Genomic DNA, 12,268 nt, shown 5'->3' with positions numbered 1-12,268 from the left:
CCTCTCCCGCTTGCGGGAGAGGGTGCCCAAAGGGCGGCGAGGGCATGGATGCCCGAGGTAGGGAAACGCATGGAGCAGTTACCGAGAGAGGGTTGCTGTAAATCTTGCCATGGCTAACCCCGGGAAGAGTTACAGAAACCCTCTCCCCCACCCCTCTCCCGCAAGCGGGAGAGGGGACTTAAAAAAGAGACGAGGTACCTCATGAGCGAGCTGAGATTCGACAAGCGCGTCGCCGTCATCACCGGCTCCGGCCGCGGCCTGGGGCGGGCCTATGCCCTGCTGCTGGCCTCGCGCGGGGCCAGGGTCGTGATCAACGACAACGGCGGCAGCCTCAAGGGCGACGGCACGGCGGACGATCCTGCGCAGGAGGTGGTGAACGAGATCAGGGCTGCGGGCGGTACCGCCGTCGCCTGCACCGAGTCCGTGGCGACCGAGAAAGGCGGCAAGGCCATCATCCAGGCGGCGCTGGACCACTTCGGCCGCATCGACATCCTGGTCCACAACGCCGGCAATGTCCGCCGTGGCAGCCTCAAGGAGATGAGCTACGAGGACTTCAACGCGGTCCTCGACGTACACCTGCGCGGCGCCTTCCATGTCGTGCGCCCCGCCTTCCCGCTGATGTGCAAGCAGGGCTATGGCCGCATCGTGCTGACCTCCTCGGTCAGCGGCCTCTACGGCAACCACAACGTCGTGAACTACGCCATGTCCAAGACCGGCATGGTCGGGCTGTGCAATGTCGCGGCGCTGGAGGGCGCGGCCGAGGGCGTGAAGTGCAACATCATCGCGCCCGGCGCGGTCACGCGCATGGCCGAGGGGCTGGACACCTCGGCCTACCCGCCGATGGGCCCCGAGCTGGTGGCGCCGGTGGTGGGCTGGCTGTCGCACGAGTCCTGCTCGGTCACCGGCGAGATCTTCAGTTCCATGGCCGGCCGCGTATCGCGCATGTACATCGCCGAGAGCGAGGGGGTCTACCAGCCCTCCTGGACCGTCGAGCAGGTCGGCGAGCGGCTGGCGGCGATCCGCGAGGGCGGCACGCCCTGGGCGCTGGCGCCGGTGCCCAGGGGCCAGGTGGACCACATCCTGCGCAGCTTCGAGATGGCCAAGAAGGGCTGAAGCCGCCGTTTGCACAGAAGCTGCCGGGTCTGTCGACAGTTCGCGCAAGCGCCTTGTCCCGGGCCCGATCAGGGATAAACTGTCAGTAGACTGACACCATTTAAATCCGCCGTGGGCCCCGACACCGGAGCAACACGGCGCGGCAACCGCAGCCAGGCACATACCCGGCGCGGAATACCAGGAGGATGTACCGATGAAGATGTCCGGAGGGCAGCAGATCGCTGCCACGCGCGAGCAGGTCTGGAACGCGCTGAACGACCCCGACGTGCTCAAGCGCTGCATCCCGGGCTGCCAGTCCCTGAGCAAGGAATCCGACACGCGCATGGTCGCCGTGGTCGAGATCAAGATCGGGCCCATCGGCGCGCGCTTCAACGGCTCGGTGGAACTGGCGGACATCGCCGCGCCGGACTCCTACACCCTGATCATCGAGGGCCAGGGCGGCACGGTGGGCTTCGTCAAGAGCATCGCCAAGGTCAAGCTCAGCGACGGCGGCAACGGCATCACGGTGCTGTCCTACGAGGTCGACGCCCAGGTGGGCGGCCGCCTGGCGCAGCTCGGCGGACCGATCATGGACGCCACCGCCAAGCAGCTCGCGGCGCGCTTCTTCGGGCAGTTCGGCAATGTCATCACCGGACCGGCACCTGCCGCGGCCGGCGAAGCGGCTGCGGCAGGCATCGCCACGGGCCGGGCACCGCGTGCGGCAGGCACGCCCTCCGCCGGCGGTTCGCCGATGCTGTGGCTGCTGGGCATGGTCGTCGCCGCCCTGGTCGGTTATCTCGTGGGCCACGGCTCGGCGGCCGGCGGCGCCTCGGACTGGATGGGCCTGTCCATCGGCCTGCTGCTGTTCGTGGTCGGCGTGGCCGGCTTCGAGTACGGCCGGCGCGCCGCGGCGCCGGTGGTGACGCTGGACCCTGCCCTGCTCGCCCGGCTGCTCCGCGAGGACAAGCCGTGAAGCCGGCCCCGTTCGACTACTTCGCGCCGGAGTCGGTCGACGAGGTCTGCCGCCTGCTGACGGAAGCCGGCGGCGGCGCCACCCTCCTGGCCGGCGGCCAGACGCTGATGCCGCTGCTGGCGCTGCGCATGAGCCAGCCCTTCATCCTGATCGACATCAACCGCATCGCCGCGCTCAAGGGCGTGACGCGCGCCGACGGCGTCACGCGCATCGGCCCGATGATGCGCCAGAACGAGGTGATCGCCGACCCGGTGCTGGCGCAGGCGCAGCCGCTGCTCGTCACCGCCACGCGCCACGTCGGCCACCACCAGACCCGCAACCGTGGCACCATCGGCGGCTCGATCGCGCTGGGGGAACCGGCAGCCGAGCTGCCGGCCACGGCGGTGGCGCTGGGCGCATCGGTGGAGGTGCGCTCCACGCGCGGCAGCCGCCGCATCGCCGCCGAGGAGCTCTATTTCGGCCCCTACGCCACCGCGCTGGAGCCCGACGAACTGCTGACCGCGATCCACGTGCCCGAGTGGCCCGCCGGCACGGTCTGGCTGTTCCGCGAGATCGCGCAGCGCCCCGGCGATTTCGGCCTGGTCGGTCTCACCGGTGCGCTGGCGCTGAAGGACGGCCGCATCGAGCGCGCCGGCATCGCCTGGTTCGGCATGGGCCCGACGCCGATCAAGGCGCGGCAGGTCGAGGCGGCGCTGCTGGGGCAGGCCATCGACACGCTCGATCCGCGCGCGCTGGCCGAACTGGCCATCGCCGACACCGCGCCCTTCGACGATTCCCACGCCAGCGCCGAATACCGGCGCACGGTCGGCAAGCGCGTCTTCGCACGCGCCCTGAGCGAAACCCTGAACCTGAGGGCAGCGGCATGAGCGAGCACCAGATCGCACTTACCATCAATGGAAAGCCGCAGTTGTCGAAGGTCGAAGGCCGCCTGACGCTTTGCGACTTCCTGCGCGGCGATGCCGGCTACACCGGCGTGCATGTCGGCTGCGAGCACGGCGTCTGCGGCGCCTGCACGGTGATCGTCGACGGCAAGGCCGTGCGCTCCTGCCTGATGCTCGCGGTGCAGGCCGACGGCAGCCGCATCACCACGGTCGAAGGCCTCGCGGCCGAGGACGGCACGCTGCACCCGGTGCAGCAGGCGCTGCGCGACGAATACGGACTGCAGTGCGGCTTCTGCACGCCGGGCATCGTCATGACCCTGGCCTCGCTCACCGCCGGCCCCGACCAGCCGGACGCGGACCAGGTGATGAACTCGCTCTCCGGCCATATCTGCCGCTGCACCGGCTACCAGGGCATCCGGCGCGCGGCGCAGAAACTCTGCGGCCTGACGGCGGAGGCGCCGCAGTGAACGCGCCGGAGACTCCCACCGCCGGGACCTACATCGGCCAGCGCGTGCCGCGCAAGGAAGACACGCGCCTGCTGACCGGGCGCGGCACCTACGTCGACGACGTGGGCCTGCCCGGCATGCTGCAGGTGGCCTTCCACCGCAGCCCCATCGCGCGCGGCCGCATCAAGTCGATGGATCTCTCGGTGGCGCGCCAGTTGCCCGGCGTGCATGCCGTGCTGACCGCCGAGGACCTGAAGGGCTTCAAGGTCGACATGCTGAGCTTCTTCCTGGCGCCGCCGGTGGTACCGGTGCCGGTGCTGGCGACGGACCGCGTGACCTATGTCGGCGATCCCATCGCGATGGTGATCGCGCAGGACCGCTACATCGCCGAGGACGCCGCCGGGCTCATCACCGTCGAATACGACGAGGAAGACCCCGTGGTCACCATCAGGGACGCCAAGACCGGCTCCCTGGTGCACCCGGACACCGACTCCAACGTCGCCGCGGCCACCGGCTCGGAAGAAATCGACGAAGACCTGGAAGCACAGCTCAAGGCCGCGCCGCACCTGGTCACGATCGAGTTCGATCACCAGCGCATCTCGCAGTCGCCCATGGAGACGCGCGGCGTGGTGGTGGCGCCGCAGGGCTCCGGCGAGCTGACGATCTACCTGTCCTGCCAGGGCCCGCAGCTGAACGCACGCTGGTTCGCGCAGGCCTTCGGCATGCCGCAGACCGCGATCCGCGTCATCTCCAAGGACGTGGGCGGCTCCTTCGGTCTCAAGGGCCAGCCCTGGCGCGAGGAAGTGGCCACGGTGCTGGCCGCGATGCTGCTCAAGCGTCCGCTCAAGTGGATCGAGGATCGCCTCGAGAACCTGACCGCCGCCAACCAGGCGCGCGAACAGGAGATCAGGCTGCGTGCGGCCTTCGACGGCGAGGGCCACATGCTGGCCTCGCATGCCGACTACGGACTCAACAACGGCGCCTACCCGCAGGGTGCGGACAGCAACATCGCGGTCATGATGTTCCTGTGGGGCGCCCACAAGATGCCGGTGTTCTCCTTCCACTCGCGTGGCTGGTTCACCAATACCGTGGGCCTGTCCGCCTACCGCGGCCCCTGGGCGATCGAATCCCTGGCCCGCGAGGTGCTGCTCGACCGCGCCGCGCGCCAGATGGGCATGGACGCCATCGAGTTGCGCCGCCGCAACCTGATCCGCCGCAGCGACCAGCCCTGCACCACGCCGATGGGCCTGGAACTGGAAGACATCAGCCCGGCCGAATGCCTCGACGTGCTGCTGCAGAAGGTCGACGTCGCCGCCTTCCGGGTCGAGCAGGCCGAGGCGCGCAAGCAGGGCCGCTACCTGGGCCTGGGCTTTGCGACCTACATCGAGCCCACCGCCGGCAGTACCGGCGTGGCCGTGCTGATGAGCGAGTCGGCGCACATCCGCATCGAGCCCACCGGCACGGTCACCGCCGTGGTCTCCACGCATTCGCAGGGCCATGGCACGCAGACCACGATGGCCCAGGTCATCGCCGAGCGCCTCGGCGTGCGCTTCGACGACGTCAGCGTCTACGAGGACGACAGCTCGCGCGGCGGCTACGGCTCCGGCGCCTATGGCAGCCGCCAGGCCGTGGCCGGCGGCGGCGCCTGCATCCGCGCGGCCGACCTGCTGCTGGAGAAGGTCCGGCTCGCGGCGTCGCACCTGCTCGGCGTCAAGCCGGAGCAGATCATGCTGCGCGAAGGCGTCATCCACGTGCTGGACGGCAACGAGAAGACCGTCAGCCTGCGCGACCTCGCCGACATCGCCTACGGCGACCCGGACCGCTTGCCGGCGGGCATGGATGCAGGCCTGGAAGTGCAGTACCGCTACCGCCCGCCACCGATCACCATGACCAGCGCGGCGCATGCCTGCATCGTCGAGGTGGACGCGGAAACCGGCTTCGTCAAGATCAAGCGCTGGGTCACCAGCGAAGACTGCGGCGTGATGATCAATCCGTCGGTGGTCGAAGGACAGATCGCCGGCGGCCTGGCGCAGGCCATCGGCAGCGTGCTGATGGAAGAAGTGTCCTTCGACGCGCGGGGCAACCCGACGGCCGTCACCTACAAGGACTACATGCTGCCGACGATCTTCGACATCCCGGATTTCGAATACCACCACGAAGCGTCTCAGCCTTCCAAGGCCGAGGGCGGCTTCCGCGGCGTGGGCGAAGGCGGCTGCATCGTCGGCCCGCCGACGCTGGTGAACGCCATTGCCGATGCCCTGGCTCCCTTCGGCGAACTCAAGCTGGAGTTCCCGCTGACGCCGTCGCGCCTGCTGGGCCACATCGAAGGCCGTCCCATCGCCGAAAAGTCCGCGCCCCCGCCGACCATCGTCGCAGCGCCCGTGCACAAGCTGCCGACGTCCCCGGCGCCGCAGGAGAAGATCGCCAGCAATGCGGCGGTGCAGATCGATGGCAACTGGAAGTTCGTGCTGTCCACCCCGATGGGCCCGCAGGCCTTCGCCGGCCGGATGAGCACCGATGGCAACGCGCTCACCGGCGTGTTCATCATGAACATGGACGAGGCGCACTTCACCGGCACCGTCACCGGCAATCACCTGAAGTGGGACCTGAGGGTGACCAAGCCGATGTCGATCACGCTCAAGTACGAGGCCACGATCGAGGGCGACAAGCTGATCGGCAAGTGCAAGATGGGCATCTTCGGCACGGCCAAGCTGACCGGCGAACGCCAGCCCGCCTAGCTTCCTGCCTGCCGCCTGCCGGGCGATCCCGGCAGGCAGTCACGCTAGCTTGTGAAAGAGCGGTGCATCGGAAAAAGTCTGTGTACGCTGCGCAACAGCTTGCGCTGACAGACGTGGGAAACCCGGTCGTTGTCGCTGCGCAAACAGAGCTGATCGAAAGGCATGGGCCGGGTGGCATCGCCGCTCCCGGTACGCCGCTGGCCTGCTTTCGTCGATGACGTGCGGTGGCTTCAGCTCATGATGGATATTTTACGCGGGCATGCGCGAAATCCATAACGGAATTCCGTATTTCTTCTGCAGGTCCCAGACGCACCCCAGCTTCTTCGTGCCTGCTCCTCAGGGGACATAACGTCTTCCGGATAGAAACCGCTCCGTCGCTTTCCACCCGTAAAGCCATCTCCAACTGAGCCAACGCGCTGGCTACATGCGGCCCAGAAGATCGCGGTAACGGATAACTGCCTGGAGCCTAGTGCCTACTCCAAGCTTTGCATATATGTTTCTGAGGTGATGCTTGACGGTATGCACCGTCACCCCTGTTCCCGCGGCAATCTCCGAGCTATTACGGCCTTGGGATAGATAGTCCAAGACCTCGAGTTCACGCTTTGTCAGCCGCTCGATCAAATCGGGGCTGGGTCTATATCTGATACCTGTCATGCGCATTCTCCTAGGAGCAATTTTGAGGCGCGGCCTCTACTCAGTGGAACTTGGGTCTCGAAATCGGCGCAACTAGCGAAAAAATCGCATAAAAAGAGAGCCCGCTAAAAGCAGGCTCAAAACTTCCCCTGGGAGACGTCAGCGAAGGAGACCACAGGCCCAGAAGAAGACCGCTCTATCCCCCGATAGAGCCGGAAGGGAGAACAGGTAGATCGCTGCGCCAAGAGCCCGCCAGCCGACAGCGCACATCCAAGGGTGCCCCCGAGAACTTCATTCAAGAGTTCAAGAAATTGGCAATCCAGCGCAGTCCATGAATCAAACGCTTCGCGGCACACATAGGACCTCGCACCGATAGGTGTGAGGAGGCGATCCAGTCCAACGGCGAAATGCACGAGTGAAGTTGGCCGCCGAGCTGTAGCCAAGTTTCTCAGCGATGTATTCCACTGAAAGCCCCCGATGACGCAGGAATTCCAGACTCCGCTTCAGGCGAATGGCGTCCACCACAGCTCTGTACGTCAATCCGTCCTGCCGCAGACGCCGCTTAAGCGTCCGCGCAGAAACGCAGAGCCTCTCAGCTACCTCTCCCAGAGGGGCGATGGTACCGTCCGTTCGCAAGGCAAGCTGCGGAACAACTTCCTTGAAGTCTCCATGGCCCCCGCGACCTTGCGCCCCAAGCAGCGGATAGACCTTATCGCTTGCAGATACCTGAAATTCAATCAATGTCATCAATCCCTCTCAGTCCTTTCAGGGAATTGGCAAATTCACCCATCCAATATCGAGGACAGGACACCTCACCATTGCGCTAATGTCTTGTCCGATCACGGCGTCGTCCTTAGAACTGGTACGTCAGACGCAGGGTGAATTCCTCAGCAAAGTCGAGCGTAGAGATAAGGTTCTTGGAGCGGTCAGCCCCGAAGAGTGACCCATCAATGTAGTTGTAGAACCCTTCGACGGTGACTCCATGTCCCGGATTCCAGCGAAGCCCCGGCTGCATGAAGACACCACCATCAATATCCCAGAGGGAGGCAAACTCCAGCTCATAGAGCTTGTTGGGCCAGGGCTGGGTGAACCCCAACACCACGTAGTTAGCATTTCCCTTCTTGCCAGTCACCCCGCTGGTTGCACGCGGATCAAGCTCATCCAGGTCCTTGCCGCCATATCCCGAGAGGTGCCGACCCACCAAGTCGCTGCGGTTCTTTGTGAGGGCCTGGAATACGATGTAAGTGCCCGGGAACTCCTTGAAGAATCGGTGCCACTTATCCACCACCAGCGACACCATGTATTCATCCTGCCTGATGTAGTTCCTGGAGAGAGTCGGATTGGTGAAGGTGCGTTCCGGGGTGTACTGAGCTTCGAGGTTGAAGATCAACTGATTGAGGAAGTCGTTGTCACTCTCGAGTACATAGCTGGCACCGAGGGCAAATATGTCTTCCTGGAAGTACTCCCTGGCGATATGACCTCGTAGGCTGCCACCCGCAGCTATGAAGAAGGTATTCAACTCCGCTGCGGCCTGCCGCACGTTATCAACCGGCGTGGCATACACATCCTGGGCGCCTGGAAACTCGTTAATGGCAGCATTAAGACCGCCCACACCGTCCAGTCGAACCTCCGCGGCGTAGTGGAACCACTCATCCGCGGAGTACACGCCGCCGTCGCCGGCATGAAACGGCGCGTTGGCCAATGCATCGCCCGTGTCGGCATAACGACGGCACAGAAGCGGGTCATAGGCGGCTTCTGAACAACCAGGCAGCTTGAGGGAATACAGGAGGTTTACCAACGAACCGACGGAGTTGATCCTGCCATCCAGTTGGCGGTCGACTCCCGTCGCCGTCCACCGGAAGACGCCAAGGGGGTTGTATCGATTGAAGTAAGCCGCCTGGAACCCCCATTGTCCGTAGTCGCCTTTTAGGCGAAAGCCACCGACAACCTTCTCGTCATAGCCACCGATCACATACTGATCCTGCACGGTGAACTGCGTCGGAATGATGTTGTACGGAGTGTTCGGATTCCCCAGAACCGTCGGCTGGAATTTTCCGACATAGCCGTCGAACAGGATTCCATCCGTCAGCTGATAGCTCAGGCGAGCCGACAGCATCGGAACGCGCTTGTCGGAGAACTCCTCCAAGGCGCGATCCAGGATGCTGTGGCGACGCAGGTCCAGGCCGTTCGGCATATCAAAGACCTGAAAGAACAAGGACTGGCCCCAGGCAATCTGCTGGTTCCCCAGGCGCAGATTCAGGTCACCGGCGGTCAGCTCCACGATTGCGGCAGGCAGATAGACCAAATAGTCACGGCCTGCCCACTCCAGCGGGTTGGCTTGGACGAAACCGCCCTTGCCGTCTGCAACCTTGTAACTGAAGTAGTCCGGTCGCCCCTCGTAGATTCCCGGGTCTGCCCAGGGGCCGCTATCGACGCCACCCTGTCTCGGACGATCCAGATTGCGCTGGTCAAATTCCTCGTAGATCGAGGGATCGAAGACGCCACGGGCGCGGGTGATGAAACGTACGTGTTCGCCGAACCTCAGGCTCAACTCCGCCTCGGCGCGAGCGACTGTGTAGTTGAAATCGTTCGATGTCGTCTGGATTCGATCACCGCGGCGTATGTGGTCGTCCGTGCCCACAAGAGTGCCGAGCAGTCCACCGACGACCGGGCCGACGACGGGCGACAGGATAGGCTCCAGTATCCCCCAAGCACAGGGATGCTGCCCAACGCCGCGGTGGGATCTCCCAGCGGTACTGCGCCCCAAGGCACAATCCCGCTCAGAAGGTTGGAGGTCAACGCCGGCGGTAGATAGGCCGTTCGATGAACGGTCACGTCGTTGTAGACGTTTCCTCCCTGATTGTTCGGGTTCTCGTATCCGGTACTGGCAGCCCCTTCCAACCGAACAAAGCCGCCAAAGCTCGCATCAATATCGAATGCAGCTACGGGCTGGATGCTCGCGCCCATCAACGCCCCGAGCGCAAAGACCTTCCCCGTTCGTAGCGTCGCCGAACCCCTCTTCTTCGTCACGCCAGCTCTCCTCATTTGTCTATTTGTCTCTTACTGCCAACGAACGCTCAGGACGTGACCGGCAATACCGACTGTCAGCGCCGCATCTCCGCCAGGCGCCAAAACTGCCCCGTGGTACCAGCCCGTCGAGACGTCATCCCCTTCAACCATCTGGAAAGTCTTTCCCCCGTCCCGGCTGACGCGCATGTCACGCATGCCGGTGATTAACACCGCCCCCCGCTCGGAGCCGACGACTCCCAGGAGGTTGGCGTGCGAGGGCCGAGGCAACTCGGCCCAGCTGACGCCGTGGTCTCCCGTGCGCAGCAGTAGGCCCTGCTGGCCAACGGCGTAACCCACGCCGTTCTTCTGCATGTGAATACCCGAGACCGTGGGATCCACGCCGAGATCGTCGTTGCCGCCAGCCCGGCGGACCGCCCAGCTTGTCCCGCCATCTGCAGACGTCATGACCAAGCCCAGTTCGCCAACCACCCAGGCGTTGCCTTCGTCGTCCATCTGGACGCCATACAGGCTGGGCGCAAAACTCTCTCCCAACCGGCCGGCGCCATCGCGGAACACGCCGAACCACAGCGGCGCTGCGGGCACCCAGTCGGCGCCACCGTTGGTGGTCCTGAGGACGACGCCGAAAGCGCCAACCGCCACGCCGGCTCCCTTGCTGTTGATCGCGACGTCGAACAGCCTTTCCGTGGTCCGGGTGTCGACCTGAGCCCAGCTGCCGTCAGCCTTTCGTATGCAGAGAACGCCCATCTGCCCGACCGCCACCGCGTGCTCTCCCGCGTTGGAAACGCCCAGCAGGGAGAGTTGCGTGCAGGACTTCTCGGAACTCCAGTGCTGGCCGCCGTCGTCGCTTCGCACAATCCGCCCCCCGGCGCCGGCAGCGAAGAGCTTGCTGCTCCCAGCACTGACGTCGAAGAGCGGCAGATGCGGAGTCGCCGACGCCAGTAACCGGGTCCTAGCCGAGCCGACGTCAGCAACCGTCGGAACGCTCGCCCCTACGGTGGGCCCTGACATGATGGCGGCCGCGACAACCATCATGAGTAGCCCACGGCGCATAGTGGTGAACGAGTGGTTCATACCTGGCCCAGACGCTGCAGCGCCTGCTGGGTGAAGAACTGCTTGTAGACCGCTTCGTTGTCGGCAGCGAACTCGCTCTTGTAGCCGCCAGCGCACTGCGCCGCGTGGCGGATGCGGTCCATGCGGCGGCTCTGGATGTCGTAGGCGACCACATAGGTCCAGGACCAGGCGGGATGCTTGCCATCGGGTCCCATGATGATCTTCTTGCCGTCCACGAACTGGCCGAATCCAGCCTCGAAGTTCAGCCAGGGCTTGTCCTGACGGTCATAGCGGATGCCGCCGTAAGCCACTTGATTGCGCGCGTCGATGTACGAAACGCGGCGCCCCACTGGCGAGCGCGGATATTGCGTCGGCTTGGACTCCAGCAGGATCACCTCCGGAGACAGTTCGAACTCGGTATCGAACCACATGTCATTGTTCGGCCCGCCGTGAGTCCCGGGCATCCAGTTGTTGCCCGCGACGAAGTTGCTGTTGACCGGCGTTAGCATCGGCTGGCGCGCCAGGATCTTGAACTCCCCCCAGGTGCGCATCGGATCACCCGCGGCCCATGCGTCGGACAGGAACCAGCTCACGCCCGGAATCAGCGGCTCGAAGCGCTGGTTGGTCGGGAACTGGCGGACACGACGGAACTGCGGCAGGTAGCCATAGAGGTCCGGGAACTTGCTCTGGTCGTAGTACCAGGTGGACAGGAACGAGCTGCCGGCGACGTCCTGGGTGGCCGTGAACAGCACGGTCTGCATGCGGAGCAGGTCCGCCTTGTTCTGGAACACCGTACCGTCGAGGCGGCTCTGTATCTGCAACTCGGCCCACAGAAGGTCGTAGTCGTAGGCGATTTTGCCGTCTGGATTGAACACCGTGTCGCGGACAGCGTACTGGCAATAGTCGCCGCGTCCCCAACTCATCGCCAGGTTCGCTTGCACCTCGTCGCCGGTCTTGGCACTGGGGAACGCCAAGCCGCCCACCCAAGGTTTGCCGGCGCTGGTTACCACATTGCCCTTGCTGTCCCAGCTGGCCTTTGTGCCACTGGCCAGGTTCTTCTGGGTCGTGGTGTAGAACTCGTGGGAGAACATCTTCGGCATGTCCGTCGTGGTCGGACGGATCTTGATCTTGCGACCCACGTTCTTGATCTGCTCGTAGGTGATCGGATCCAGCAGGTTCTTGACCGCGTCCACGTTGCTGGCGGTCACCATGTCTCCGGCCTTGAGCTTGCCCTTGGTGTACATGCCGATGTCCAGCAACTCATCGGGATAGGCCTTGGCGATGTTCTCGCCACCCGCGGCGAATACCTTTTCCAGCGGCAGCAGAACGCCGGCACCGAGACCGATCGCGGCGTTCTTCATCAGGGTCCGGCGACCGTAGTCGACGTCGTATTTGCGGATTCTCATTTCGTTTCTCCTTCCACCC

General features: G+C 64.6%; 10 protein-coding genes. 5 read left to right on the top strand and 5 right to left on the bottom strand.

All coding sequences use genetic code 11. The features are described 5' to 3' along the window. Positions 1–201 precede the first annotated feature (201 nt). The 5 genes from D0B54_RS07485 (at position 202) to D0B54_RS07465 (ending at position 6,130) form a co-directional block, all read left to right on the top strand. Positions 202–1,113, top strand: a complete 912-nt coding sequence (locus tag D0B54_RS07485) for an SDR family NAD(P)-dependent oxidoreductase (protein ID WP_117290675.1) — start codon at positions 202–204, stop codon at positions 1,111–1,113. A gap of 193 nt (positions 1,114–1,306) precedes the next feature. Further along, positions 1,307–2,065: a CoxG family protein gene (locus D0B54_RS07480; RefSeq protein WP_117290672.1), complete on the top strand. Its 759-nt coding sequence runs from the start codon at positions 1,307–1,309 to the stop codon at positions 2,063–2,065. After that, on the top strand, positions 2,062–2,931 hold the full coding sequence (locus D0B54_RS07475) for an FAD binding domain-containing protein (RefSeq protein ID WP_117290670.1): 870 nt from the start codon (positions 2,062–2,064) through the stop codon (positions 2,929–2,931). Before D0B54_RS07480 ends, D0B54_RS07475 begins: the two co-directional genes overlap by 4 nt. Next, the gene (locus D0B54_RS07470) at positions 2,928–3,413 is read left to right on the top strand and encodes a (2Fe-2S)-binding protein (RefSeq protein WP_117290668.1); all 486 of its coding nucleotides are present in this window, start codon (positions 2,928–2,930) and stop codon (positions 3,411–3,413) included. Before D0B54_RS07475 ends, D0B54_RS07470 begins: the two co-directional genes overlap by 4 nt. Then, complete coding sequence (locus D0B54_RS07465) at positions 3,410–6,130, top strand: xanthine dehydrogenase family protein molybdopterin-binding subunit (protein ID WP_117290666.1); 2,721 nt, start codon at positions 3,410–3,412, stop codon at positions 6,128–6,130. The genes D0B54_RS07470 and D0B54_RS07465 overlap by 4 nt, the downstream gene beginning before the upstream one ends. A gap of 420 nt (positions 6,131–6,550) precedes the next feature. On the opposite strand, the gene D0B54_RS25175 is transcribed toward D0B54_RS07465, so the two are convergent. The 5 genes from D0B54_RS25175 to D0B54_RS07440 all read right to left on the bottom strand — a co-directional run bounded on the left by D0B54_RS25175 (position 6,551) and on the right by D0B54_RS07440 (position 12,249). Beyond that, positions 6,551–6,784 (bottom strand): response regulator transcription factor, encoded by a 234-nt coding sequence (locus tag D0B54_RS25175; protein ID WP_162932284.1) that lies wholly within the window; start codon positions 6,782–6,784, stop codon positions 6,551–6,553. 315 nt (positions 6,785–7,099) lie between these two features. Then, positions 7,100–7,510, bottom strand: coding sequence for a helix-turn-helix transcriptional regulator (locus D0B54_RS25170; protein ID WP_117290662.1), 411 nt, complete (start codon positions 7,508–7,510; stop codon positions 7,100–7,102). 106 nt (positions 7,511–7,616) lie between these two features. Next, positions 7,617–9,530 (bottom strand): DUF1302 family protein, encoded by a 1,914-nt coding sequence (locus tag D0B54_RS07450; protein WP_162932283.1) that lies wholly within the window; start codon positions 9,528–9,530, stop codon positions 7,617–7,619. A 293-nt stretch (positions 9,531–9,823) separates the two neighbouring features. Continuing rightward, positions 9,824–10,864, bottom strand: coding sequence for a WD40/YVTN/BNR-like repeat-containing protein (locus D0B54_RS07445; RefSeq protein ID WP_117290658.1), 1,041 nt, complete (start codon positions 10,862–10,864; stop codon positions 9,824–9,826). Then, on the bottom strand, positions 10,861–12,249 hold the full coding sequence (locus D0B54_RS07440; protein ID WP_117290656.1) for a DUF1329 domain-containing protein: 1,389 nt from the start codon (positions 12,247–12,249) through the stop codon (positions 10,861–10,863). The genes D0B54_RS07445 and D0B54_RS07440 overlap by 4 nt, the downstream gene beginning before the upstream one ends. Positions 12,250–12,268: the final 19 nt, after the last annotated feature.

Origin of the sequence: Solimonas sp. K1W22B-7 (assembly GCF_003428335.1) — a bacterium.
GTDB lineage: Bacteria > Pseudomonadota > Gammaproteobacteria > Nevskiales > Nevskiaceae > Solimonas_A.
This window is presented reverse-complemented; position numbering and strand designations above follow the sequence as displayed.